This is a genomic window from Brevundimonas sp. M1A4_2e, from assembly GCF_053345555.1.
This window is the reverse complement of record NZ_JBKFAI010000001.1, coordinates 121,593-146,676: the sequence shown is the minus strand read 5'-3', so window position 1 is coordinate 146,676 and position 25,084 is coordinate 121,593. Positions and strand designations below refer to the sequence as shown.

General features: G+C 66.4%; 18 protein-coding genes and 2 tRNA genes. 11 read left to right on the top strand and 9 right to left on the bottom strand.

Annotated features, from left to right (window positions below):
- Positions 1–31: 31 nt before the first annotated feature.
- Genes ACLBV5_RS00720 through ACLBV5_RS00710 form a run of 3 tightly spaced genes read right to left on the bottom strand, consistent with a single transcriptional unit; the run spans position 32 to position 1,601 of the window.
- The gene (locus ACLBV5_RS00720) at positions 32–658 is read right to left on the bottom strand and encodes an NADH-quinone oxidoreductase subunit C (RefSeq protein ID WP_025977393.1); all 627 of its coding nucleotides are present in this window, start codon (positions 656–658) and stop codon (positions 32–34) included.
- Positions 655–1,254 carry a NuoB/complex I 20 kDa subunit family protein gene (locus ACLBV5_RS00715; RefSeq protein ID WP_119412176.1) on the bottom strand — a complete coding sequence of 200 codons (600 nt, stop codon included), beginning with the start codon at positions 1,252–1,254 and terminating at the stop codon, positions 655–657. The genes ACLBV5_RS00720 and ACLBV5_RS00715 overlap by 4 nt, the downstream gene beginning before the upstream one ends.
- Complete coding sequence (locus ACLBV5_RS00710) at positions 1,224–1,601, bottom strand: NADH-quinone oxidoreductase subunit A (RefSeq protein WP_003164585.1); 378 nt, start codon at positions 1,599–1,601, stop codon at positions 1,224–1,226. The genes ACLBV5_RS00715 and ACLBV5_RS00710 overlap by 31 nt, the downstream gene beginning before the upstream one ends.
- 208 nt (positions 1,602–1,809) lie before the next feature.
- Here ACLBV5_RS00710 and ACLBV5_RS00705 point away from each other — a divergent pair, with 208 nt between their 5' ends.
- Entirely contained in the window at positions 1,810–3,426 is a 1,617-nt protein-coding gene (locus ACLBV5_RS00705; protein ID WP_447604538.1) for an AbgT family transporter, read from the top strand.
- A 94-nt stretch (positions 3,427–3,520) separates the two neighbouring features.
- Positions 3,521–3,597, top strand: a tRNA-Asp gene (locus ACLBV5_RS00700).
- Positions 3,598–3,709: 112 nt separating this feature from the next.
- Here ACLBV5_RS00700 and ACLBV5_RS00695 read toward each other — a convergent pair.
- Positions 3,710–4,960, bottom strand: coding sequence for a glycosyltransferase (locus tag ACLBV5_RS00695; RefSeq protein WP_025977395.1), 1,251 nt, complete (start codon positions 4,958–4,960; stop codon positions 3,710–3,712).
- 313 nt (positions 4,961–5,273) lie between these two features.
- Between ACLBV5_RS00695 and ACLBV5_RS00690 the strand changes: the two genes are divergently transcribed.
- The 3 genes from ACLBV5_RS00690 (at position 5,274) to lexA (ending at position 11,638) form a co-directional block, all read left to right on the top strand.
- Complete coding sequence (locus tag ACLBV5_RS00690; RefSeq protein WP_447604537.1) at positions 5,274–8,555, top strand: autotransporter outer membrane beta-barrel domain-containing protein; 3,282 nt, start codon at positions 5,274–5,276, stop codon at positions 8,553–8,555.
- Positions 8,556–8,672: 117 nt separating this feature from the next.
- Entirely contained in the window at positions 8,673–10,778 is a 2,106-nt protein-coding gene (locus ACLBV5_RS00685; protein ID WP_447604536.1) for a prolyl oligopeptidase family serine peptidase, read from the top strand.
- 155 nt (positions 10,779–10,933) lie between these two features.
- A complete protein-coding gene (lexA, locus tag ACLBV5_RS00680; RefSeq protein ID WP_447604535.1) occupies positions 10,934–11,638 on the top strand; it encodes a transcriptional repressor LexA in 705 nt (234 codons plus the stop codon).
- A 211-nt stretch (positions 11,639–11,849) separates the two neighbouring features.
- Here lexA and ACLBV5_RS00675 read toward each other — a convergent pair whose 3' ends face one another.
- A complete protein-coding gene (locus ACLBV5_RS00675) occupies positions 11,850–13,943 on the bottom strand; it encodes a ComEC/Rec2 family competence protein (RefSeq protein ID WP_447604534.1) in 2,094 nt (697 codons plus the stop codon).
- 58 nt (positions 13,944–14,001) lie between these two features.
- Between ACLBV5_RS00675 and gltX the strand changes: the two genes are divergently transcribed.
- The 5 genes from gltX (at position 14,002) to ACLBV5_RS00650 (ending at position 19,751) form a co-directional block, all read left to right on the top strand.
- Positions 14,002–15,417, top strand: coding sequence for a glutamate--tRNA ligase (gene gltX / locus ACLBV5_RS00670; RefSeq protein WP_447604533.1), 1,416 nt, complete (start codon positions 14,002–14,004; stop codon positions 15,415–15,417).
- 65 nt (positions 15,418–15,482) lie between these two features.
- Positions 15,483–16,784, top strand: coding sequence for a citrate synthase (gene gltA, locus ACLBV5_RS00665; RefSeq protein ID WP_025977401.1), 1,302 nt, complete (start codon positions 15,483–15,485; stop codon positions 16,782–16,784).
- A 137-nt stretch (positions 16,785–16,921) separates the two neighbouring features.
- Entirely contained in the window at positions 16,922–17,311 is a 390-nt protein-coding gene (locus ACLBV5_RS00660) for a cupin domain-containing protein (protein WP_253121355.1), read from the top strand.
- 170 nt (positions 17,312–17,481) lie between these two features.
- Positions 17,482–18,732, top strand: a complete 1,251-nt coding sequence (locus ACLBV5_RS00655) for an acyl-CoA dehydrogenase family protein (protein ID WP_447604532.1) — start codon at positions 17,482–17,484, stop codon at positions 18,730–18,732.
- Entirely contained in the window at positions 18,729–19,751 is a 1,023-nt protein-coding gene (locus ACLBV5_RS00650) for a phosphotransferase family protein (protein ID WP_253121353.1), read from the top strand. The genes ACLBV5_RS00655 and ACLBV5_RS00650 overlap by 4 nt, the downstream gene beginning before the upstream one ends.
- Before the next feature lie 28 nt (positions 19,752–19,779).
- Here ACLBV5_RS00650 and ACLBV5_RS00645 read toward each other — a convergent pair.
- From ACLBV5_RS00645 to clpX, 4 genes are all read right to left on the bottom strand, one after another.
- A tRNA-Val gene (locus tag ACLBV5_RS00645) sits at positions 19,780–19,856 on the bottom strand.
- Between the two features lie 47 nt (positions 19,857–19,903).
- Complete coding sequence (locus ACLBV5_RS00640; protein WP_003170215.1) at positions 19,904–20,179, bottom strand: HU family DNA-binding protein; 276 nt, start codon at positions 20,177–20,179, stop codon at positions 19,904–19,906.
- 119 nt (positions 20,180–20,298) lie between these two features.
- Positions 20,299–22,698, bottom strand: coding sequence for an endopeptidase La (gene lon / locus ACLBV5_RS00635; protein ID WP_303683679.1), 2,400 nt, complete (start codon positions 22,696–22,698; stop codon positions 20,299–20,301).
- A gap of 274 nt (positions 22,699–22,972) precedes the next feature.
- A complete protein-coding gene (clpX, locus tag ACLBV5_RS00630) occupies positions 22,973–24,241 on the bottom strand; it encodes an ATP-dependent Clp protease ATP-binding subunit ClpX (protein ID WP_025977406.1) in 1,269 nt (422 codons plus the stop codon).
- A 195-nt stretch (positions 24,242–24,436) separates the two neighbouring features.
- Between clpX and ACLBV5_RS00625 the strand changes: the two genes are divergently transcribed.
- Positions 24,437–25,084 carry an HAD-IB family hydrolase gene (locus ACLBV5_RS00625; RefSeq protein WP_253121351.1) on the top strand — a complete coding sequence of 216 codons (648 nt, stop codon included), beginning with the start codon at positions 24,437–24,439 and terminating at the stop codon, positions 25,082–25,084.

The window sequence follows — 25,084 nt, the reverse complement described above, 5'->3', positions numbered from 1 at the left end:
AGCGGCGCGGGCATGTTCTTGACGTCGGCCATTACTGCGCTCCCGCCTTTTCATCGCCCGGCAGGACCGATGTCGGATAGTCGGCGCCTTCCCACGGAGACAGGAAGTCGAAGTTGCGGAATTCCTGCGTCAGCTTCACCGGCTCATAGACGATGCGCTTCTGCTCTTCGTCGTAGCGGACCTCGACATAGCCCGTCATGGGGAAGTCCTTGCGCAGCGGGTGCCCCTGGAAGCCGTAGTCGGTCAGGATGCGGCGCATGTCCGGGTGATCCGAGAAGATCATGCCGTACATGTCGAAGGCCTCACGCTCGAACCAGCCGGCCGACGGATAGACCGACGTCACGCTGGGGACCGGCTTGACCTCATCGGTCGACACCTTGACGCGAACCCGCGCGGCGCGGGTCAGCGACAGCAGGTGGTAAACCACCTCGAACCGCTCGGCGCGGTCAGGATAGTCGGCGCCGCAGACATCCATGCACTGCTGGAAGCCGAACTGATCGCGCAGGGCCGTCATGATCTCGACGATGTTCTCGCGCGGGGCGATCAGGGTCAGTTCGCCATAGGCCACCACAGCCTCGACGCCGAGCGCCGCGACCATTTCCGTGCCCAGGGGCGTCAGGGCGGATTCGCGCTCCGCAACGCGCACCAGCTCGCTCATCGTTCGATGGTCCCCGTGCGGCGGATCTTCTTCTGCAGTTGCAGGATGCCGTACAGCAGGGCCTCGGCGGTCGGCGGGCAGCCCGGAACATAGACATCCACCGGCACCACGCGGTCGCAGCCGCGCACGACGCTGTAGCTGTAGTGATAGTAGCCGCCGCCGTTGGCGCACGACCCCATCGAGATGACGTAGCGCGGGTCCGGCATCTGGTCGTAGACCTTGCGCAGGGCCGGAGCCATCTTGTTGGTCAGCGTCCCGGCGACGATCATCAGGTCGGACTGGCGCGGCGAACCGCGCGGCGCGGTGCCGAAACGCTCCAGGTCGAAGCGCGGCATCGACAGGTGGATCATCTCCACAGCGCAGCAGGCCAGGCCGAACGACATCCACATCAGCGAACCCGTACGGGCCCAGGTGATGACGTCGTCCAGCGAGGTCGTCAGAAAGCCGCGCTCGCCCAGCTCCGTATTGACGGACTCGAAGAACTTGTCGTGGATCTTGGGATCATAGCCCTCGACGGTCGAACGCGCCGCCGAACCGGCGGGGACCAGGGGGCTAGAGGGGGCGATCACTGCCATTCCAGTGCTCCCTTCTTCCATTCGTAGATGAAGCCGACCGTAAGGACGCCCAGGAAGACCATCATCGACCAGAAGGCGAAGACCATGCCGCCGTGCGACAGGTCGAACATCGACACCGCCCACGGGAACAGGAAGGCGATTTCCAAGTCGAAGATGATGAAGAGGATCGACACCAGATAGAAGCGCACGTCGAACTTCATGCGCGCGTCGTCAAAGGCGTTGAAGCCGCACTCATACGCCGAGAGCTTCTCGGTATCGGGGTTCTTGGGGGCCAGCACCCAGGCCGCCAGCATGAAGCCGGCGCCGAGCACGATGGCGATGCCCAGGAAAACGACGATCGGAAGATATTCTAGAAGAAATTCGTTCATTCGAGCTGCCTCGCCCGCCGGGAGGTAGGGGGCGGATTCGGGGCTTCTTAGACCCAACCTCGCCAGGGTTCAAACCCATGTCGGCAAAGGTTTTTTGTTGCGAACGGTTCGCAGTTCTTTGCGCGATTTGCCGCAGCCCTTTCGATTGCCTCCTATGCCGGTGATCCGCGAAATGCGCTGTCGTCTATCCTGAACCCAGAGCTTGCGCATGAACCTGGCCGCCCGCCTGCTGAACACCGTCGAGCGTATCGGCAATCGGCTGCCAGATCCTGTCTTCCTGTTCCTATGGTTGATCCTCGGTCTGGTCGTGCTGAGCCTGGTCGGGGCCGGCCTGGGCTGGTCCGCCGTCAACCCGGTGACCGGCGAAGTGCTGCAGGCGCAAAGCCTGTTGTCGCCCGCCAATCTGGAGCGGCTGTTCATCGGCATGCCGCGCACCCTGGCCGACTTCCCGCCGCTGGGGATAGTCATCACCATCATCTACGGCGCCTCGGTGGCCGAGCGGACCGGCCTGTTCTCGACAGCGATCCGAGGCGCGCTGCTGAATGCGCCGCGCTTTATCCTGACGCCGATCGTGGTGATCACCGGCATGGTGTCGCACCACGCGTCGGACGCCTCCTATGTCGTGGTGATTCCACTGGCGGCCGTCATCTTCGCCGCTGCCGGCCGCCATCCGCTGGCGGGCCTGGCCGCCGGCTTCGCCGCCGTCTCGGGCGGCTATGCGGGCAACCTCTTCCCCGGCGCCAGCGACGCCCTGATCCTGGGCATCACCGAGCCGGCCGCCCATCTGATCGATCCGTCCTACGCCGTCAGCATCGCGGGCAACTGGTTCTTCATCGTCGGGGTGGTGATCGTCTTCACCCCCATCGTCTGGTTCCTGACCGACCGCGTCATCGAGCCGCGCCTGGGCGCCTGGATCCCGCACGACGCCGCCCCGGTCGCGGCCGAGGAGAAGACGCCCCTGACCGCCGCCGAGAAGCGCGGCCTGGCCTGGGCCGGCCTGACCATCCTGGTCATGATCGCCGTCTGGGCCGCAGTGACCTTCCTGCCCGGATCCCCCTTCGTCGACGCAGACGCCGAGCCGGAACAGAAGTTCAACCCGCTCTATCGCTCGCTCGTCGCCTTCTTCGCCCTGACCTTCTTCATGGCGGGCGCGGCCTTCGGCGCGGGGTCCGGCTCGATCAAGACCCACCACGACCTGGTGCGGATGATGCGCGAGGGGATCAGCCAACTGGCCCCCTATATCGTCCTAGCCTTCTTCGCCGCCCACTTCGTCGCCATGTTCAACTGGTCCGGCCTGGGACCGATCCTGGCGGTCAATGCAGCCGCCTCCTTGCGAGAACTGGCCCTGCCCACGCCGCTGCTGCTGATCATGGTCGTGCTGGTGTCCTGCATCTTCGACCTGTTCATCGGCTCGGCCTCGGCCAAGTGGTCGGCTCTGGCGCCCATCGTGGTGCCCATGTTCATGCTTCTGGGCATCAGCCCGGAGATGACGACCGCCGCCTATCGCATGGGTGATTCCGTCACCAACATCGCCACGCCGCTGATGAGCTACTTCCCGCTGATCCTGACCTTCGCCCAGCGGTGGGATCCGAGATTCGGCCTGGGATCGCTGATGGCGACCATGCTGCCCTACGCCGGAGCCTTCCTGGTTGCGGGCCTGATCATGGTGGCGGCCTGGGTGGCGCTGGACCTGCCGCTGGGGCCGGGCGTGGGCGTGCACTACGAACCGCCCCCGCCGGTCACGGCCTCTCAGCTTCCGGCGGACGGCGGAATCGCCGGTCCCGCCGCCCCGCCTCAGGCCGCCGCAGCCGCTCCGACAAGATGATTTGATTTATCCACAGCCAGGTCGCTTGACCTTCGGCGCAGCCCCGCCTAAACGACGCCCCTCGCCGGGGCGCACAGTCGCTTCGGATGGGAACGCGGGTGTAGCTCAGTTGGTTAGAGTGCCGGCCTGTCACGCCGGAGGTCGCGGGTTCGAGCCCCGTCACTCGCGCCACTCCTCTCAAGGCTTTGAGGGAGTGGCGCACCGCCCTTCCCTCTTCTCCTGAAAATCGAAACCGACCGCAGGCGCCGCTTTCGCACGCCCGCAGTTCAGTCGGTCCCTGACCCTAGTTGAGCGGCAGTCGCTCTCGCGGCGTGACAAAGGCGGCCTGCCCGGTCAGTTCGCCGTACAGCATGGTCAAGTCCTCGAACACGCGGTTCCAGGCGAACTGCTCGACCGCCTTGACCCGCGCCGCCGCGCCCAGCGCCTCTACGTCGCGGGCGAACAGCGCCTCAATGGCTGCGGCGTAGTCGACCGGGTCGGCCGAGGCGGCCAGTTGCCCCACGCTGTCATCGACCGTCTCGGCCACGCCGCCCGCGTTGACGCCGACCACGGCCCTGCCGCAGGCCATCGCCTCCAGCACGATCAGGCCGAACGGCTCCTTGTCATTGGCGTGCACGAAGGCGTCGCAGCTGGCGATGATGCGGGCCACGGCGCGCGGGTCCTTCTCATACGGCAGGGAGATCACCCGATCTTCCGGCGGCATCCCGGCGCCCGCGCCGACCAGCACCAGATGATAGGGCGCGCCCAGACGCTGGACCGCATCGATCAGCACGCCGACGTTCTTCTCCTTGGCGGGACGCCCGGCGAAGCACAGCAGACGGGCGTCGGCGCCCAGACCCAGCTTCTTCAGCAGCCAGTCGCGATCGCGACGATCCGGATGGAAGGTATCGACCTCCACGCCCAGCGGGCGCACGACGATGCCGCCGACGCCGGCCTCTTCCAGCCGCCGGGCAATGAAGCGGCTGGGCGAGACGACGCGATCGAACTGCGAGAACAGCTTGGCCCAGCGTTTCTCGACCGGCTTCTTGGCCCACTCGCCGAAATGCAGGGCCGCCAGACTCGCCGGGTCCGAATGACAGAAACCCACGACCGGACAGCCGACCCTCTGGCCTGCCTCCAGCGCGCCCTGCCCCGGCGTATAGGGATCGCCCGCCTCGATCAGCGCGGGATTCAGCGACGACACCCAGGCGCCCCAACGACGCACCGAACCCGGCCAGCGATAGCCGTCGCCGAACGGCAGCTTGGGGGCCTGCAGTCGCACCACGCCGTCGGCGCTCGCCTTATAGCCGGCGCCGGGAACGACGAGGCTGTGCGCCACGTCAGGGCGATTGTCCGCCAACCACGCCTTCTTGGACAGCAGATAACGCTTCACCCCGCCCGAGCGCGGCGCGAACAGCATGGTGGTGTCCACCAGCCGGGGGCGATCCTGGGCCGCGCAAGCCTTCAGCGCGCGAAGGGTCGCAGCGACCTCGTCATCCAAGCCCGGGAACAGGCGCAGTTCGCTTTCCTGGACGTTGATCGGGCTAACGCTCATGCCTGGGGCCTTTCCGCTGAACTTCTTCACGCTAACGCCAAGGCTCCGACTTTGGATGCGGGACGGTGCAAATCAGCATCCTGCAGATTTTCCGCCCTATATCCGTCCCCGGCTACGCTGCAAGGCGGAAGCGCACAAGGCCGAGCTTGCATCCCGCCCACGCTGTGGTTTTCATCTGCCGTTCAGCTTCAGCCGCCTAACGCCAGGCCTTGCAATCGCCTCAAATTCAAGAAATTTGGGGCATGTGGGTGCGGACCCTGTTAGGAGGGTCGGCTCAGTCCTTGCGCGTGCGACCACGAGGGGTTTCCTACCGATGCGTATTCTGCTCGCGACCGCTGTAGCGATCGCTCCCCTGATGGTTGCGGCCGGCGCCCAGGCCGAACAGGTCATCTCGAACGGCCGCACCACGCCGATCAGCACCTCGACCGCCAATAACGGCGCCCGCGACGACGTGCGGATCGCCAACGGCGGCTCTATCGCGGTCACCTCCGGCGCGGCCGTGACGCTGGATTCCAGCAACAGCGTCAAACTCGACGCCGGCTCCAAGATCGACATGCTGAAGGCCGCCGACGGCGCCACGGGCATACTCGCCAACGGCGGCAACACCGGCGACATCACCATCGGCGGCCCCATCACCATCACCGATGCGATCGACGAATATAAGGACGACGACAAGGACGGCGACCTGGACGGTCCCTTCGCCGAGGGCAATAACCGCTATGGCGTTCGTGTCACCGGCGCTTCCCCCCTGACGGGCAATATTCGGATCGAGAACTCCGGTTCGATCCGGGTTGAGGGCAACAATTCCGCCGGTCTGTCGGTCGAAGCGCCCCTGACCGGCAACATCGTCAGCTTGGGCCAGATCAACGTCATCGGCGACAACGGCTATGGCGTCCGCACGAGCGGCGACGTCAGCGGCGACGTCACCCTGCTGGGCGGCATCGGCGTGGTCGGCGAGAACTCGACCGGCGTGGCCATCGACGGCGATGTCGGGGGCCAGGTCAAGATTCAAGGCGCCGTGACCGCCACCGGCTATCGCTACACCACGGCCCCGCCGTCCAAGCCCACGACGGGCGAACCCTGGCCCGGCCAGACCTATCTCGAAAACCTGGATGCGGACGACCTGCTCCAGGGCGGTCCGGCCGTGCGAATCGCCGGCGATGTCGGCAAGGGCGTCGTTTTCGACACCGCCCCGTCCTACGGTTCGGGCGGCATCGACGGCGACGACGACAGCGACGGCGTCAAGAACGGCGACGAGGACGACGACGGCGACGGCAAGAAGAATCGCGAAGACGACGATCGCGACGGTGACGGCATCCCCGACGCCCAGGAAACGACCGCCACCATCCGCTCGTTCGGCGGGTCGGCGGCCGTGCTGGTCGGTTCGTCCGACAGCGCCATCACACTGGGCGCGGCCGGCGCGGGCGATTCCGCCTATGGCCTGATCAACCGCGGCTCCATCGAAGCGGCAGGCGTTTACAAGGACGTCGACGCCAAGGCCGTGCAGATCGGCGGCACGGGGCAGGACGTGACGGTCGTCGGCGGCTTCCGCAACGAAGGCACCATCGTCTCGTCCGCCGTTTCCGCGAACAGCAGCACCGTCCTGGTCGGCAGCGGCGCTTCCTTGCCTACCATCTTCAACAGCGGCGCCATCCAGGGCTCCATCGCCACCTCCGACGCCGACACGGCGAGCGGCGTCCTGATCCAGAGCGGCGCCAACGTCGGCTCGATCTCGAACTCGGGCAACATCGCCGTGGCGTTGAACGGGTCCAAGGGTTCGGCCGTGGCGATCCGCGACGAATCCGGCACGCTTTCCACGATCAACAACACCGGTCGCATCATCGCCGTCGTCACGCCCGAAAAGGATGTCGAGCGCACCGGTTCCGCCATCGCCGTGGACGTCAGCGCCAATACGACCGGCGTGACCTTCGTCCAGGACGGCGTGGTCATCCCGGACAACAAGTTGCCTGATGCTGACGGCGACGGGGTGCCGGACGCCAATGAACCTGGGATCGTCGGCGACATCCGCTTCGGCTCCGGCGCCGACGTGCTGGATCTGCGCAACGGCACGGTGAACGGCGACATCTCGTTCGGGACCGGGGCCGACCGCCTGTCGATCAGCGGCGGCGCCGTGGTCAAGGGCAAGCTGTCGAACGACGACGGCCAGCTCGACATCGACATTTCCAAGGGGGTCCTGGACGCTCAGCAGACCACCAGCCTGGATATCTCCAGCCTGAACGTCGGCGAAGACGGCAAGCTGATCGTGACCCTGGACGAGGCGACGGCTGACGAGTTCCGATACAATGTGTCCGGCTCAGCCGACCTGGCGGGCGCCAGCAGCCTGGGCGTGCGCTTCAACTCCCTGATCGCAGCCGAGGGCACGACCAGCTTCAAGGTGATCAAGGCCGGCGACCTGAACGCTGGAGACCTGACGTCCGAGCAGTTGCAGTCCAATTCTCCTTACGCCTTTGTCGTCGAGATCGGCGACGTGACCGCGAACGAACTGTCGATCGACGCCCGCAGGATCACGGCCGAAGAGGCCAAGATGATCAACTCGGAAGCCGCCGCCTACGACGTGCTCTACGCCGGTCTGGCCGATAACGAGGTCATCCGCGCGGCCCTGCTGAACCAGACGGATCGCGAAGGCTTCTTCAACGTCTATCAGCAACTGCTGCCCGAGCACTCGGGCGGGCCGCTGCTGTCGCTGGCCAGCGGCGTCGACGCCGTGACCCGCGCCCTGACCGGCCGCAACGCCGCGGCGACGCCGGGCGAAACCAGCGCCTGGGTTCAGGAGATCAACTTCTACGCCGACAAGGACAAGACCGACACCTACGGCTTCCGTTCGGAAGGCTTCGGCCTGGCGGGCGGCGTCGAGCGCGGCACCTCGATGGGCGCCTTCGGTCTGACCGCCGCCTTCACCTCGTCTGATCTGGAAGACCCGGAATCGGCCGCCGAGGAAGTGCTGTCGGCCAACCTGCTGGAACTGGGCCTCTATTGGCGCGCCCAAGGGCAGTATTGGTCGACCTGGGCGCGCGCGGCGGGCGGCTACGCCTCCTTCAGCGCGACGCGCAAACTGGTCGCCGAGGGCGTCAATCTGAAGAATGAATCCGACTGGCACGGCTTCACCCTGGCCGCAGCGGGCGGGGCTTCTTACGAACGTCACTTCGGTCGTGTGAACGTCCGCCCTGAAGCCTATGTCGAATACTTCTCGCTGAGCGAGGACGCCCGATCCGAACGCGGCGGCGGCGACGGCTTCGACCTGGATATCGACGAGCGCGACGGCCACCTGTTCTCGGGCGTGGCGGCCGTGAATATCGGCTACGGCTTCGGCAAGGACGGCTGGATCCGCCCGGAAGTCCGTCTGGGCTGGCGTCAGAACTTCTCGGTTGACGCCGGGACCACCATCGCCCGCTTCGCCTCGGGGGGCGACGCCTTCACCCTGACGCCCGCCAGCATCGAAGGCGGCGGCCCGATCCTGGGCTTCCGTCTGAATGTGGGCAACGAGCTGGGGATGCTGGCCATCACCGGCGACGCCGAACTGCTGGAAGACTACGTCCGCTACACCCTGCTGCTGCGGGCCAGCTTCAAGTTCTGATTCTTCTTCGGGATTCGGATCAAAACGGGCCGCCGGATTCGTTCCGGCGGCCTTTTCCGTATCTTGTCGTCGCCTCGCGTCTTCCTATGATCCCTGTCAGTTCAGAGGGGGATTCATATGAACAAGTTCGCCTGGGCCGCCTGCGCCCTGATCCTTAGCGCCCATGCCCCGGCGCTGGCCCAAACGGCGCCGGCCCAGACGGCGCCGGCCGGTCAGACCGCCCTGCCCGCCGCCGACCGAGGCCTGTTCACGGCCCAGGACCTGTTCGGCATGGAGGTCGCCTCCGACGCCCAGATCAGCCCCGACGGCAACCGGATCGCCTATGTCCGCCAGACGGCCGACATCATGACCGATCAGATGCGTCCGACCATCTGGCTGATCGACGTGAAGACGGGCCAGCACTCGCCGCTGGTCGTCTCGGCCGGCTCGCACCGTCAGCCGCGCTGGTCGCCGGACGGAACGCGCCTGTCCTACATCTCGAACGCCGAGGGCGGCCCGCCGCAACTTTTCGTGCGCTGGATGGCGTCGGGTGAAGCGGTCCGCGTCACCAACCTGCCCAACACCCCGTCCGGGATCAGCTGGTCGCCCAACGGCGAACAGTTGGCCTTTTCGGTCCTGGTTCCCGGCGACAAGCCCAAGATCGGCTCGCCTCTGGCCAAACCGGAAGGCGCCAAATGGGCCCCGCCGCTGGAGATCATCGACACCGTATCCTATCGCTCGGACGGTCAGGGCTATCTCAAGCCCGGTTTCCGCCACGTCTTCGTCGTCGGCGCCCAGGGCGGCGGCACGCGCCAACTGACTCACGGCGACTTCAATCACGGCGGCGGCCTGTCCTGGTCGGCTGATTCACGCACCCTCTATCTGAGCGCCAACCGTCGACCCGACTGGCAGCGCGAAGCCAATGACAGCGAAGTCTTCGCCCTGGACGTGCAGACCGGCGGCCTGACCGCCCTGACCAGCCGCGCCGGTCCCGACAACTCGCCCGTCGCCTCGCCCGACGGCCGCCGCATCGCCTATCTCGGCTATGACGACAAGCGGATGGGCTATCACAACACCCGCCTCTATGTGATGGACGCTGACGGCTCGAACAGCCGGGTGCTGACGGCGAACCTGGACCGGTCGGTCAAATCGCCGGTGTGGAGCCGCGACGGCCGCTCGGTCTACGTCGCCTATGACGATCAGGGCCGCACCAAGGTCGCCCGCGTCTCGCTGGACGGCGTCGTCACCCCCCTGATCGAAGACCTGACGGGCGACGATTTCGGCCGCCCCTACACCGGCGGCGACTTCACCGTGGCCGACGACGGCGCCATCGCCTTCACGCGCGGCACGCCCACACGCCCGGCCGACGTCCATGTGCTGAAGGGCGGCCGCAGCACCCAGCTGACGCGCCTTAACGCCGACTTCCTCAACGCCCGCCGTCTGGGCGAGGTGCGCCGCATCCAGGTCGCCTCGTCCCACGACCAGCGCGCGGTCGAGAGCTGGCTGACCCTGCCGGCCGACTATGTCGAGGGGCAGCGCTATCCGCTGGTGCTGGAAATCCACGGCGGCCCGTTCGCCGCCTATGGCCCGCACTTCGCCACCGACAATCAGTTGTTCGCGGCTGCGGGCTACGCCGTGCTGTCGGTCAACCCGCGCGGTTCGACCTCCTATGGGGACGAGTTCGCCAACCTGATCCACCACAACTATCCGTCGAACGACTATGACGACCTGATCAGCAGCGTGGACGCCGTCATCGCCCAGGGCGTCGCCGATCCCAACCGCCTGTTCGTCACCGGCGGCTCCGGCGGCGGAGTGCTGACCAGCTGGATTGTCGGCAAGACCGACCGCTTCAAGGCCGCCGTGGTCCAGAAGCCCGTCATCGACTGGGCCAGCTTCGTGCTGACGGCCGACAACCCGGCCTTCTTCGCCCGCTACTGGTTCGGCGAGTTTCCGTGGGAGAATCCAGAGGCCTATTGGCGCCGGTCGCCGCTGTCGCTGGTCGGCAACGTCAAGACGCCGACCATGGTCGTCGTCGGCGACGAGGACTATCGCACCCCGGTCAGCGAGTCGGAGCAGTACTATACCGCCCTGCAACTGCGCGGCGTCCCCACGGCCCTGGTGAAGATCCCCGGCGTCGGCCACAGCCTGGCCGTGCGCCCGTCCCAGAACGCGGCCCGTATGAACGCCATGATCGAATGGTTCGAGCGCTACAAGGACGGCGCCCCGGCCACGCCCGCCCGCTAAGGTCAGGTTCCGCCAGCCCTGAAGCCCGCGCCCGCCGTCAAACGGCAGGCGCGGGTTTCTGCTTTGAGGGCCTCAAGCGTGACGTTAGTTGACTTTTAACCAGAACACTTACAGAACATCACCAACGGTTCACGCCTTGTTCTGGATTCGCCGCCATGCTCACGAAGAAACAGCACGAACTCCTGATGTTCATTCATGAGCGCATCCGCGAGACGGGCGTTTCCCCGTCCTTCGACGAGATGAAGGAGGCGCTGGACCTGGCGTCCAAGTCGGGCATTCACCGCCTGATCACGGCGCTAGAGGAACGCGGCTTCATCCGTCGCCTGGCACACCGCGCTCGCGCGCTGGAGGTCGTGAAGCTGCCGGAACAGGCCACGACCGCCGCGCCGGCAAAGGGCCGCGTCCCCTTCAAGCCCGACGTGATCCAGGGCGGCGGCCTGGGCCCGCGCCAGGCCACGGCCGAGGCCGCCAATGACGTTCGTGACCTGCCCCTGTTGGGCAAGATCGCCGCCGGCACCCCGATCGCCGCCATCCAGCACGAACGCGAGCGCCTGCCGGTCCCGGAGTCCATGTTGGGCGCGGGCGAACACTACCTGCTGGAGATCGAGGGCGATTCCATGATCGAGGCCGGCATCCTCGACGGGGACACGGTCATCATCAAGCGGGTGGAGAACGCCTCTTCCGGCGAAATCGTCGTCGCCCTGGTCGAGGGCGAAGAGGCCACGCTGAAGCGCCTGAGAAAGAAGGGCCAGTCCATCGCCCTGGAGCCCGCCAACAGCGCCTATGAGACCCGCATCTTCGGCCCTGATCAGGTCGAGGTTCAGGGCAAGCTGGTCGGCCTGCTGCGCCGCTATCACTGAGACTGCGGCTCTGGGCGGCGCGCTCGACCTGCCTTCGAGGTAGCGCTTCCCCCTCCCCCCATTCTCCGCTCATCCCGGCGGAGGCCGGGATCCAGTGCTTTGGCCTCAAGCGAACCCGTTTGAAATCAGCCCGCCCTCTAGCCTATCGCAGCACGTGCGGCCCTTACTGGATCCCGGCTTCCGCCGGGATGAGCGGGTTTAGAGAGGGTGCTTAGTTAGAACCGCCCCCGCTCCACGGCCGCCGCCCTCGCACTTCCGCCGCCCACAAGGCGCGCCAGCCGCCAGCCTCATCGCGCCACAACTCCACCGAGCCGCCGCGCGCATAGTCGGCGCCGTCCAGCACCAGCCGCCCTTGGCACGACGACGGCAGGGCTGCGATCACGGCGCGCACGCTGATCACCTCCGCGCTACGGCACATCTGATCCAGCTGCTCGGCTGTCGGCGTCGCCTTGCCCCACCACAGCGCCAGCGGCCCCGGTTCTCCGTCCAGCGCGCAGTAGGAGCGCCTGCAAATCCAGTCTTCCGGCGACCGCGCGACCGGCTCCAGCCCTCGACGCCGGGACCAAAGGTCGCTGGCGAATTGGCGCACTGCCGGCCGCACCACGACCGCCTCGCTTTCGAGCCGATAGGCCGCATTCGCTCCACCATCGCCGATCCAGATATCCGGCGGGGCCGGGCGCGGCCAGATCAGCACAGCCGCCGCAAACGGCAAGCCCAGCAACCGCCACGGCCCCCGCCACAGGCACATGAACAATATGCCCAGAAAGGCGACCGGCAGGGCGGCCGCAGGAGCGCTGGGGATCGCCTTCACGGCGCCCGGCAGACTGGCCGCCCAGTGTCCGATCGCCAGCATGGCGTCGACCGACTGACCCGCCACCCACAGGAAGGGCGCGCCCAGTCCCAAAGGCTCCAGCGCTGCGCCCAGCGCCAGGGCGGGCATCATCACGAAGTCCGCCAGCGGCGCCGTCGCCAGGTTCGCGATCAGCCCGTAGACGGCCGTGCGATTGAAATGCTGCATGGCGAACGGTCCGGTCGCCATGCCCGCCACCAGGCTCGCGGCGCAGGCGGCCATCAGCCAACTGCCGAACCGCTGCGCGGCGACGATAGGCCAGGGCGCGGCGAACTCGCGGATACGGCGCGGCCAGACCTCGACAAGCGCCACCAGCGCCGCCGTCGCCGCGAACGACATCTGGAACCCGGGCGTCACGACCGCCTCTGGCCGCAACAAGAGCACGACAAAAGCCGCCGCCGACAGCGCCCGCATGGTCACCGCCTGCCGATCCGTCAGGATCGCCAGAAAGGCGATCGACGCGGTAATCGCGGCGCGCTCGGCCGGCGGCGGCGCGCCCGAGATGACGAGATAGGTCCCGACCGCGATCAACCCTGCGATCGCCGCCGCCTTCTTGCCCGAGACGCGCAGCGCCAGCCACGGCCACGCCGCAACCAGAAGGCGGGCGGCAAAGAAGACAAAGCCGCCCACGACCGCCATATGCAGGCCCGAGATCGACAGGATATGCGCCAGCCCGGAATCGCGCATGGCGTCCAGATCCGGGTCCTGAATCCATGTTTCGTGACCGGTCGTCATGGCCGCCGCCACCCCGCCGGTCCGCTCGCCCAGACGCGCCACGATCCGCTCAGCCAGGGCATAGCGAACCGCATTGATCTTCATCGTCGCCCTTACCCGCCACGGCGGCGGAGCGAGCACCGTCGGGCGCGTCGGCCCCAGGGCGAACAGGGTCCCGCCCATCCCCTTGAAATAGGCGTTGCGGCCGAAGTCGTAGGCGCCGGGGCTGGCGGGCGGCGGCGGCGGGTTCAGGATGCCGAACACCCGGATCGGCGCGCCCGGCGGCGGCGGCGCCCCCTTCACCGTCACGCGCAGCCGCTCGGGCGTCTGCTCGGGCGTCAGACCCCGCACGCGCACCGGCGCCACCACGACACGCGCCCCGTTCTGACCGGACGAGTCCACGTCTATGACCCAGCCCTCGACCTGGGTGGGCGCCATATCCGCAGGCGCGATCGGCGCCGCCACAGCCTCTGTTCTCAGCTTGGCCACCGCCAGTCCGCCCGCGAAACAGGCCAGCATCAGCAGGATCAGGGTCGCCCAACGCGGCGCGCCTCTGACCCGACCGATGATCCAGACGCCGACCAGGACGGCGGCGCCCAGCACCAGCGGCCAGGTCGCAGGCTCGCCCTTCAGAGCGAAGTAGGCCGCGCACCCAGCGCCGAAGCAGACGGACGACCATAGCGGCCAGCGTTCGGCCTGCGCCCGCGCGTCGGCGAGCAAGCTGGCAAATAACCGGGCCATAAGGGTTCGCTTCCCCACAGGCGGGCGTATAAGACCCTGCCCTATGGATGCTGCCTCTATGACCTCCCCTTCATCGACCGTCGTCACCCGCTTCGCCCCCTCGCCCACAGGCTACCTGCATATCGGCGGGGCGAGAACCGCGTTATTCAACTGGCTTTACGCCAAGGGACGCGGCGGCAAATTCCTGATCCGCATCGAGGACACCGACCGCGAGCGGTCGACCGACGATGCGGTCAAGGCCATATTCGACGGCCTGTCCTGGCTTGAGCTGTTCGGCGACGAAGAGCCCGTCTTCCAGTTCGCCCGCGCCGATCGCCACCGCGAGGTGATCAATGAGTTGCTGGCGACGGGCCATGCCTATCGCGACTTCCTGACGGCCGACGAGACCACGGCCCTGCGCGACCAGGCCAAGGCCGAGGGGCGCGACTTCGTCTCCCCCTGGCGCGACCGCGAGCCCAGCGTCGATGACCTGGCCAAGCCGCACACGGTGCGCTTCCGTCGGCCGCTGGATCAGGCCGTCGTCGTCGAGGACGCCGTGCAGGGGACGGTGCGCTGGGAATCGGCTTCGCTGGACGACCTGGTCATCCTGCGTTCGGACGGGGCGCCGACCTATAATCTGGCCGTGGTGGTGGACGACCACGACATGGGCGTGACCCACGTCATTCGCGGCGACGATCACTTGAATAACGCCGCCCGCCAGAGCCTGATCTACGACGCGCTCGGCTGGACGCGCCCGACCTTCGCCCACATCCCCCTGATCCACGGCCCCGACGGCGCCAAGCTGTCCAAGCGCCACGGCGCCCAGGCCGTGCACGAATACGCCGACATGGGTTATCTGCCCGAAGCCATGCGCAACTATCTGGCCCGTCTGGGCTGGGCGCACGGCGACGACGAACTGTTCAGCGACGAGCAGGCCCTCGCCTGGTTCGACCTAGCGGGCGTCAACAAAGCGCCCGCCCGCCTGGACTTCGACAAACTGGCCCACGTCAACGCCCACTGGCTGCGGCTGGCGGACGACGACCGCCTCGCCAAACTGACGCTCGACGCCCATTTGGCGCGCGGCCGCACCCTGGAGCCGGACGACGAGGAACGGCTGCTGCGGGCCATGCCTTTCGTCAAGGATCGCGCCAAGACCATTCCCGGGCTGGCGGATCAAACGGCATTCGTGTTGCAGGCGCGTCCACTCGCGCTCAACGAGAAATCGGCCGGTTTGCTGCAAGGCGAAAGCGGGCAGAGAATTTCACGACTGCGTGAACGTCTGGGTCTTTTCCAAAGCTGGGATGTCTTCGCCCTTGAAGCCGAACTTAAGGCTTTTGCCGAGGAAGAAGGCGTAGGCTTCGGAAAAATAGGACCTTCGATGCGCGCCGCCTTGACGGGCGGTTCGGCCTCGCCCGATATCGCACGAACTCTTTGCGCTCTCGGGCGTGACGAAAGTCTCGGACGCTTGGATGATGCGCTGCAACAGACTAAGTGATCTCCCATAACCAACTCAGGCCGACCGCCTCCCCGCGCCGGTCCAAGGAAGAACAAGGGGCCTAGATGACTGAACAAGCGAAACCCGCCGGCTCGGCGACCCTGTCCTATCAGGACAAGACTGTAGAGCTCCCCGTCCTTTCCGGCTCGACCGGCCCGGACGTCATCGATATCCGCAAGCTGTACGGCGGCACCGGCGCCTTCACCTTCGACCCCGGCTTCACCTCTACGGCGGCCTGCGAATCGGCCCTGACCTATATCGACGGCGACGCTGGCGTGCTGCTGCACCGCGGCTATCCGATCGACCAGTTGGCCTCGAAGTCCAACTTCCTGGAAGTCTGCCACCTGCTGCTGCACGGCGAACTGCCGAACGCCGCCGAATACGAAGAATTCGAGCAGTGCGTGACGCGGCACACCATGCTGCACGCCCAGTTCGACCGCTTCTTCGAAGGCTTCCGCCGCGACGCCCACCCGATGGCGATCATGGTCGGCACCGTCGGCGCCCTGTCGGCCTTCTATCACGACAGCCTGGACATCCATGATCCGGTGCAGCGCAACATCTCGGCCATCCGCCTGATCGCCAAGATGCCGACGATCGCGGCCCGCGCCTATAAATACCACATCGGCCAGCCCTTCATCTCGCCGCGCAACGACCTGTCGTACGCCGAGAACTTCCTGCGCATGTGCTTCGCCGTGCCGGCCGAGGACTACCACGTCGATCCGGCGCTGGTGCGCGCGATGGACCGCATCTTCATCCTGCACGCCGACCACGAGCAGAACGCCTCGACCTCGACCGTCCGCCTGGCCGGTTCGTCGGGCGCCAACCCGTTCGCCTGTATCGCCGCCGGCATCGCCTGCCTCTGGGGCCCGTCGCACGGCGGCGCCAATGAAGAGGCGCTGAACATGCTGAAGGAAATCGGCACCCCGGACCGCATCCCCGAGTTCATCGAGGGCGTGAAGGCGCGCAAGTACAAGCTGATGGGCTTCGGCCACCGCGTGTACAAGAACTACGATCCGCGGGCCAAGGTGATGCAGCAGTCGGCCTATGAAGTGCTGGCCGCCACGGGTCGCGAGAACGACCCGCTGTTCCAGGTCGCCAAGGAACTGGAAGCCGTCGCCTTGCAGGACGAGTATTTCACCTCGCGCAAGCTGTTCCCGAACGTCGACTTCTATTCCGGCATCACCCTGTCGGCCATGGGCTTCCCGACCACCATGTTCACCGTGCTGTTCGCCCTGGCGCGCACCGTGGGCTGGATCGCCCAGTGGCAGGAAATGATGGCCGATCCGTCGCAAAAGATCGGCCGCCCGCGCCAGCTGTACACCGGCCCGACCGAGCGCGATTACGTGCCGCTGGCCCAGCGCGGCTAAGCGATCAAAAGCGTAAGACTGCACAAACGCCGGGGCGAAAGCTCCGGCGTTTTTTCTTGGTTTTGCGAAAGATCAAGACCCGGCCGCTTCGGGCGCGTTATGAGTCGAACTCTCCCAGTTCTTCATGAGGATCCGCCATGCAAGGCTATCTGGACGACATCGAACGGGCCACGCTCGACAACGACGACTATCGCCGCGTGCTCTACACCGGCCGTCACCTGCAGCTGGTGCTGATGACCCTTCAACCGGGCGAAGAGATCGGCGAAGAGGTCCACGAAGGCCACGACCAGTTCTTCCGCATCGAACAGGGCGAAGGACAGATCGTCATCGACGGGCAGTCGCGCCCCGCTCAGGCCGAGTCCGGCATCATCGTTCCGGCCGGCGCCCGTCACAACCTGATCAACACGGGCTCGCAGCCGCTGAAGCTCTACACCCTCTATGGCCCGCCGGAGCATCGCCACGACGTGGTTCATCCGACCAAGGCCGACGAAGCCGAGGAACATTTCGACGGCAAGACCTCGGAATAGGCTCGGGCGGGCGGCGCGTTCCCCCCTGCAGACGGAGGAGCGCGCCCTCTGCCTTGGACGCTTCAGCCGATTTCAGATGACGAAGGGTCTGGCATGGTGAAGCCTGTCGAGAATCTCGACCGGTTGAAAGACCGACTCGGCGTTGTGGCCATACCTAAGGGAGCTAAGCGATGGATTTCACCCTGACGGAGCGCGAGCGTTCATTTCAGGCGCGCGTCCGGGCCTTCATGGCCGACAAGGTGCGCCCGCGCGTCGCCGCCGTCCACGCCGAGATCGCTGAAGGCGACCGCTGGGCCGCGCCCCTGCCCTCGATCGAGGCTTTGAAGGCCGAGGCGCGCGCCGCCGGCCTGTGGAACCTGTTCATGCCGCCCGCCCCCGAAGGCATGGCCGAGCCGGACGATTTCGAGTTCACGGGCGAACGGCTGACCAACCTCGAATACGCCCTGTGCGCCGAAGAGATGGGCCGCATCGAATGGGCCAGCGAGGTGTTCAACTGCTCGGCGCCGGACACCGGCAACATGGAGGTGCTGCACCGCTACGGCTCGCCCGCTCAGAAGGCGCAGTGGCTGATTCCGTTGATGAACGGCGAGATCCGCTCGGCCTTCCTGATGACCGAACCGGCCGTCGCTTCGTCTGACGCCACCAATATCCAGACGCAAATCCGTCGCGACGGCGGCTGCTATGTCATCAACGGCCGCAAATGGTGGTCGTCGGGCGCGGGCGATCCGCGTTGCCGCGTCGCCATCGTCATGGGCAAGACCGACCCGGACGAGAAGACCTATCGCCAGCAGTCGATGATCCTGGTGCCGATGGATGCGCCGGGCGTGAAGATCGAGCGGCCGCTGAGCGTCTATGGCTATGACCACGCCCCGCACGGCCACATGGAGGTCAGCCTCACCGACGTGCGGGTGCCGGTCGAGAATATCCTGCTGGGCGAGGGGCGCGGCTTCGAGATCGCGCAGGGGCGCCTTGGCCCCGGCCGCATCCACCACTGCATGCGCACCATCGGCGCGGCAGAAGAGGCGCTGGAGGCGATGACGCGCCGCCTGATGTCTCGCGTCGCCTTCGGCAAGCGGATCGGCGAGCATTCGGTCTGGGAAGAGCGCGTCGCCCGCGCCCGCATCGACATCGAGATGACGCGCCTGCTGTGCCTCAAGGCCGCCGACATGATGGACCGCGCGGGCAATAAGGCGGCCAAGGACGAGATCGCCATGATCAAGGTCCAGGCGCCGATGATGGCCCTGCGCATCATCGACGACGCTATCCAGGCCCACGGCGGCGGCGGCGTGTCCCAGGACTTTGAGCTGGCGGCGGCCTGGGCGGGCATCCGCACCCTGCGCCTCGCCGACGGCCCCGACGAGGTGCACGCCCGCGCCATCGCCCGGTCCGAGTTCACCCGCCACGCCGAGGCGGCGCGATGAGCGATCTGGACGTCGCGCGTCTGGGACAGTGGCTGGCGGGCGTCCTGCCCGCCGCGCCCGCCGATATCCATCTCGAGAAGTTCCCCGGCGGCCAGTCGAACCCGACCTATCGGATGACCGTCGACGGCCGGGACTATGTCCTGCGCCGCCGCCCGTTCGGCCCCCTGCTGCCCTCGGCCCATGCGGTCGAGCGTGAATATCGGCTGCTCAGCGCCCTGCACCCGACCGGCTTTCCCGTGCCCGCGCCGCTCGCCCTGTGTCAGGACGACGCCGTCATCGGCTCGACCTTCTATGTGATGGAGTTGGTTGAGGGCCGCACATTCTGGAACGGCGCCCTGCCGGGCCTGTCGCCGTCCGAGCGCCGCGCCGCCTATGAGGCCATGGTCGATACGCTGGCGCAGTTGCACAGCGTCGATCCGGTCGCCGTGGGGCTGGAGGACTTCGGGCGTCCCGGCAACTATTTCGAGCGCCAGGTCGCGCGCTGGACCAAGCAGTATCGCGCCGCCCAGACCGACGACCTGCCCGAGGTCGAGCGCCTGATCGACTTCCTGCCGCGCACGGCGCCGGAACAGACCCACACCGCCATCATCCACGGCGACTATCGCATCGACAATCTGATCTACGCCCCCGATTCCATGACGGTCCGGGCCGTGCTGGACTGGGAGCTGGCGACGCTGGGCGACCCGCTGGCCGACTTCGCCTATCTGGCCATGAACTGGATTCTGCCCGCCGACGGCCGCGCGGGGCTAAACGGTCTGGACCTTGAGGCCGCGGGCATTCCCTCGCTGGACGACATGGCCCGGCGATATTGCGCCGCCACCGGGCGCGACGCCCTGCCGGACCTGCACTGGCACTTCGCCTTCAACCTGTTCCGCCTGATCGGCATCATTCAGGGCGTAAAGAAGCGGATGCTGTCGGGCAACGCCTCCAGCGCCAAGGCCGCCGACGCCGTGGCCATGCTGCCGGCCCTGAGGAAGGCCGCCTGGCGTGAAGCTCGCCTGGCGGGCGCCGAAGAATAGGGCGCCCTGCCCGTCCGAACGGAAGTGATGGTAGGCGGCGACGGGTTCGAACCGCCGACCCTCTCGGTGTAAACGAGATGCTCTGACCAGCTGAGCTAGCCGCCCGCATCATTCGACTCAATGTCGAGGACAGGCTTCATGCCCTGTGGCGGTCAGCCGTTCAAGGCGCTTTTCAAGCCTTCGCCCGGGCGAAAGCGCGCGGTGCGAGAGGCGGGCCGCGCGATCTCCTGACCGGTCTGAGGATTGCGCGCCACGCCCGCCTTGCGCTCGGCGGCGACGAAGCTGCCGAAGCCGACCAGGCGCACCACCCGCCCCTCGACAAGCGAGGCCGTCACCTGATCGGTAAACGCCTCCAGCGCCAGCTTGGCCTGGTCGCGGCTGATCCCCGCCGCCTGGGCCATGCGGCCGATCAGTTCAGTCTTGGTCACGTCGAAAGCCCCCTCGCGAACGAAGGCGGAACTTAAGCGGCTATTGGGGCGCGCGTCAAAAAAGAGGCGGCTCAGGTCGCCCCGAGCCGCCTCTCGTCACTCTCAGGCCAAGGCCCGCATCAGTGGCTGATGCTGGCCCCCTCGCCGGCCGGCGGCGCCGGCGGCGTCGGGGTCATGGGTTCGGCCGCCTCGTCCCATTCGACGGGGGTCGGCGTGCCGGTCAAAGCCCACTTCAGCGCCTCGTCGGCGTTAGAGATCGGTACGATCTCCAGGGCCGCCTTGACGTTCTCCGGCACCTCCTCGAGGTCCTTCTCGTTCTCCTGCGGGATCAGGACGGTCTTCACACCCGAACGCAGGGCCGCCAGCAGCTTCTCCTTGAGGCCGCCGATGGCCGTGACCCGACCGCGCAGAGTGATCTCGCCGGTCATGGCGATGTCCTTGCGGATCGGAATGCCGGTCAGAACCGACACCATGGCCACCGTCATGGCCACGCCCGCCGAGGGGCCGTCCTTGGGCGTGGCGCCGTCCGGCACGTGCACGTGGATGTCGGTCTTCTCGAACAGCGGCGGCTTGACGCCGAAGCTGAGGGCGCGGCTGCGGACGTAGGACGCCGCCGCAGAGATCGACTCCTTCATGACGTCCTTCAGGTTGCCGGTGACGGTCATGCGGCCGCGGCCCGGCATCTTCAGAGCCTCGATGGTCAGGATGTCGCCGCCGAACTCGGTCCACGCCAGGCCGGTGACGATGCCGACCTGATCTTCCGCGTCCGTCTCGCCATAGCGGAACTTCTTCACACCCGCGTATTCGGCCAGCTTGGCCGCATCCACGGTGATCGAGGCGGCGTTGGTCCTGGCCATCTCGCGCACCGCCTTGCGGGCCAGTCCGCCCAGGGCGCGTTCCAGCGAACGCACGCCCGCTTCGCGCGTGTAGTAGCGGATCAGGTCGCGGATCGTCTCGTCGGGGACGATCAGCTCGCCCTCCTTCAGGCCGTGGTCCTTGAGCTGCTTGGGCAGTACGTGGCGGCGGGCGATCTCGACCTTCTCATCCTCGGTGTAGCCGGAGACGCGGATGATCTCCATGCGGTCCAGCAGGGGCTGGGGCATGTTCAGGCTGTTGGCCGTGGTGACGAACATCACCGGCGACAGGTCGTAGTCGACCTCCAGATAATGGTCGCCGAAGGTCGAGTTCTGGGCCGGGTCCAGCACTTCCAGCAGGGCCGAGGACGGGTCGCCGCGCCAGTCGGCGCCCAGCTTGTCGATCTCGTCCAGCAGGACGAAGGCGTTGGTGGTCTTCGCCTTCTTCATCGACTGGATGATCTTGCCGGGCATGGAGCCGATGTAGGTCCGGCGGTGGCCGCGGATCTCGGCCTCGTCGCGCACGCCGCCCAGCGACATGCGGACGTATTCACGCCCCGTCGCCTTGGCGATGGACTGGGCCAGCGAGGTCTTGCCGACGCCCGGAGGGCCGACGAGGCACAGGATCGGCCCCTTCAGGCTGCCGGTGCGCGCCTGAACGGCCAGATACTCGATGATCCGTTCCTTGACCTTCTCCAGGCCATAGTGATCCTCTTCGAGGATGTCCTCGGCCTTCTGGAGGTCGATGGGCTTGGGCCGGGTCTTGGACCACGGGATCGACAGCAGCCAGTCGAGGTAGTTGCGCACCACGGTCGATTCCGCCGACATCGGCGACATGTTGCGCAGCTTCTTCAGCTCCGCCTCGGCCTTGGTGCGGGCCTCCTTGGACAGGCGCGTCTTCTTGATGCGCTTTTCCAGCTCCAGCAGCTCGTCGCGGGCGTCGTCAGTCTCGCCCAGCTCGCGCTGGATCGCCTTCATCTGCTCGTTCAGATAATACTCGCGCTGGGTCTTCTCCATCTGCCGCTTCACGCGGCTGCGGATCTTCTTCTCGACCTGAAGGACGCTGATCTCGCCTTCCATCATGCCGTAGACCTTCTCAAGCCGCGCCGGGATGACGACGGTTTCGAGCAGGGCCTGCTTGTCGGCGATCTTGACCGACAGATGCGCGGCGACCGAGTCCGCCAGCTTGGACGGGTCGGTGATCTGAGGAATGGCGCTCAGGGCCTCGGGCGGGACCTTCTTGTTCAGCTTCACATAGTTTTCGAACTGCTCGATCACGGCGCGCAGCAAGGCTTCGCTCTGAGACGGATCGCCGGCTTCGTCTTCGATCTCGACGGCCTCGGCTTCGTAGTAGTCCTCACGGTCGGTGAAGCGAGTCAGGCGCGCGCGCGATTTGCCCTCGACCAGCACCTTCACCGTGCCGTCCGGCAGCTTCAGCAGTTGCAGCACCGTGGCCAGCACGCCGGTCGAATAGATGGCGTCCGTCGCCGGGTCGTCATCGACCGAGTTCATCTGGGTGGCGAGCAGGATCTGCTTCTCGCCCTTCATGATCTCGTCGAGGGCGCGCACGGACTTCTCGCGCCCGACAAACAGCGGCACGACCATGTGCGGAAAGACGACGATGTCTCTCAGCGGCAGGACAGGGAGGATTTTGCTCTCGGTCATGATGCGTACTTTCCGGGGCCATCGTGAATCTCCGGCCCGCCGAACCGGTCTGATTTGGCGTTACTGCCTCTTCGTCCCGACTCGACCCGCTGTTTTCAGCGGCTTTCGTGTGAGTATGTGGTTCTGTCTGGACGCGGTTCAAGCGTGGCGGGCCGGCAGCCCACAGAAGCGTGAAAAAGCGTGTGATTTCAGACGGCCGCCTGAGCCATCGCTGAAACGATGAAGGGGCGGCCCGTGGCGAGCCGCCCCTTTTCGCTTGGATCGGACGTCAGCGTCAGGCGGCGCCGTCGGCCGTCTTCTTCTTGGTTTCCGAATAGATCAGCAGCGGCTGAGCCTTGCCGTCGATCACCTCGGCGTTGACCACGACCTCTTCGACGCCCTCGAAGGTGGGCAGTTCGAACATGGTCTCCAGCAGCACGCCCTCCAGGATGGAGCGCAGGCCGCGGGCGCCGGTCTTGCGGGTGATCGCCTTCTTGGCCACCGCCGACAGGGCGTCGTCGGTGAAGGTCAGGGTGACGTTCTCCATCTCGAACAGGCGCTTGTACTGCTTGACCAGGGCGTTCTTCGGCTCGGTCAGGATGGTGATCAGCGCCGTCTCGTCGAGGTCTTCCAGCGTCGCCAGAACCGGCAGACGGCCGATGAACTCGGGGATCAGGCCGAAGCGCATCAGGTCATCCGGCTCGACGCCCTTCAGGATTTCGCCGGTGCGACGCTCGTCGATCTCCTTGACCTTGGCGCCGAAGCCGATCGAGGCCCCCGCCCCGCGCGCCGAGATCACCTTTTCAAGGCCGGCGAAGGCGCCGCCGACGATGAACAGGATGTTGGCGGTGTCGACCTGCAGGAACTCCTGCTGCGGATGCTTGCGCCCGCCCTGCGGCGGCACGGAGGCGACGGTGCCTTCCATGATCTTCAGCAGGGCCTGCTGCACGCCCTCGCCCGACACGTCGCGGGTGATCGAGGGGTTGTCCGACTTGCGTGAAATCTTGTCGATCTCGTCGATGTAGACGATGCCGCGCTGAGCCCGTTCGACGTTGTAATCGGACGCCTGAAGCAGCTTCAGGATGATGTTCTCGACATCCTCGCCCACGTAGCCAGCTTCGGTCAGGGTGGTGGCGTCAGCCATGGTGAACGGCACGTCGATGATGCGCGCCAGCGTCTGAGCCAGCAGCGTCTTGCCCGAGCCGGTCGGCCCGATCAGCATGATGTTCGACTTGGCCAGCTCGACGTCGTTGTTCTTCGTCGCGTGGTTCAGGCGCTTGTAGTGGTTATGAACGGCGACGCTCAGCACCTTCTTGGCGTGGCTCTGACCGATCACATAATCGTCGAGGACGTCGCGGATCTCCTTGGGCGTAGGCACGCCGTCCTTGGAGGTCTTGAAGGCGATCTTGTGCTCTTCGCGGATGATGTCCATGCACAGTTCGACGCATTCATCGCAGATGAAAACGGTCGGTCCGGCGATCAGTTTGCGGACTTCGTGCTGGCTCTTGCCGCAGAACGAGCAGTAGAGCGTGCTTTTGGCGTCTGTGCCGGCGGCTTTGGTCATAGACCCTTCTCACTATCCGCAATCCGCCCCGACATTGAGACGAAAAGCGCTTCCTTCACGATCGATCCAGGGAATCTATCATCGAAGGTCTTCAAAAAATGACAATCACCCATCACACGTTCCGCCACAACCCCGTTGCGGCGCTGCAACGCGCTTCAGGGACGGACAGGACAGATAATATGGGGATCACGGCTAATGTCTGACATGGGAAGCCAAAAAGCCTTTCACCAGTCCCCTGACCCCGGACAGCCCATCGTCGCCTTCGATTTCGACGGCACCCTGACGATTCGCGACAGCTTCACCAGTTTTCTGAAGTGGCGGGCCGGGCCGCTGCGATGGGTGACCGGTCTGGCGCAGATGATCCCAGCGGTGTTCGCCTATCTGGGCGACCGCGACCGGGGCCGGATCAAGGTCGCCTCGGTGCGCGAGTTCCTGATGAACGTCGACCGCAAGGCGCTGGAGGCTGACGCCGAACGCTTCGCCGCAGAGATCTGGCCGCGTTTCATGCGCCCGGACGCGCTGGCGACCTGGGAGGACTGGGGCCGTCGCGGCGCCCATCGCGTCATCGTCACCGCCTCGCCTGAGACAACCGTCGCCCCCTTCGCCCGCAGGCTGGGCGCCGAGAACCTGATCGGCACACGGTTGGCGTTCGACGCCCAGGATCGCGTGGCGGGCAGCTTCCTCGGCGGCAACTGCCGGGGCGAGGAGAAGATGAGCCGTCTTCGCGCCGCCTACGGCGACGACATGACGCTGGCCGCCGCCTACGGCGACACCTCGGGCGATGCCGAGATGATCGCGGCGGCCGCCGAAAAGGGCTACCGCGTCTTCACCGGCCGCCCATAA

Coding starts and splice junctions, on each gene's coding strand:
- ACLBV5_RS00720 (WP_025977393.1), bottom strand. CDS start 658: ATGAGCGAGCTGGTGCGCGTTGCGGAGCGCGAATCCGCCCTGACGCCC.
- ACLBV5_RS00715 (WP_119412176.1), bottom strand. CDS start 1,254: ATGGAAGAAGGGAGCACTGGAATGGCAGTGATCGCCCCCTCTAGCCCC.
- ACLBV5_RS00710 (WP_003164585.1), bottom strand. CDS start 1,601: ATGAACGAATTTCTTCTAGAATATCTTCCGATCGTCGTTTTCCTGGGC.
- ACLBV5_RS00705 (WP_447604538.1), top strand. CDS start 1,810: ATGAACCTGGCCGCCCGCCTGCTGAACACCGTCGAGCGTATCGGCAAT.
- ACLBV5_RS00695 (WP_025977395.1), bottom strand. CDS start 4,960: ATGAGCGTTAGCCCGATCAACGTCCAGGAAAGCGAACTGCGCCTGTTC.
- ACLBV5_RS00690 (WP_447604537.1), top strand. CDS start 5,274: ATGCGTATTCTGCTCGCGACCGCTGTAGCGATCGCTCCCCTGATGGTT.
- ACLBV5_RS00685 (WP_447604536.1), top strand. CDS start 8,673: ATGAACAAGTTCGCCTGGGCCGCCTGCGCCCTGATCCTTAGCGCCCAT.
- lexA (WP_447604535.1), top strand. CDS start 10,934: ATGCTCACGAAGAAACAGCACGAACTCCTGATGTTCATTCATGAGCGC.
- ACLBV5_RS00675 (WP_447604534.1), bottom strand. CDS start 13,943: ATGGCCCGGTTATTTGCCAGCTTGCTCGCCGACGCGCGGGCGCAGGCC.
- gltX (WP_447604533.1), top strand. CDS start 14,002: ATGACCTCCCCTTCATCGACCGTCGTCACCCGCTTCGCCCCCTCGCCC.
- gltA (WP_025977401.1), top strand. CDS start 15,483: ATGACTGAACAAGCGAAACCCGCCGGCTCGGCGACCCTGTCCTATCAG.
- ACLBV5_RS00660 (WP_253121355.1), top strand. CDS start 16,922: ATGCAAGGCTATCTGGACGACATCGAACGGGCCACGCTCGACAACGAC.
- ACLBV5_RS00655 (WP_447604532.1), top strand. CDS start 17,482: ATGGATTTCACCCTGACGGAGCGCGAGCGTTCATTTCAGGCGCGCGTC.
- ACLBV5_RS00650 (WP_253121353.1), top strand. CDS start 18,729: ATGAGCGATCTGGACGTCGCGCGTCTGGGACAGTGGCTGGCGGGCGTC.
- lon (WP_303683679.1), bottom strand. CDS start 22,698: ATGACCGAGAGCAAAATCCTCCCTGTCCTGCCGCTGAGAGACATCGTC.
- clpX (WP_025977406.1), bottom strand. CDS start 24,241: ATGACCAAAGCCGCCGGCACAGACGCCAAAAGCACGCTCTACTGCTCG.
- ACLBV5_RS00625 (WP_253121351.1), top strand. CDS start 24,437: ATGTCTGACATGGGAAGCCAAAAAGCCTTTCACCAGTCCCCTGACCCC.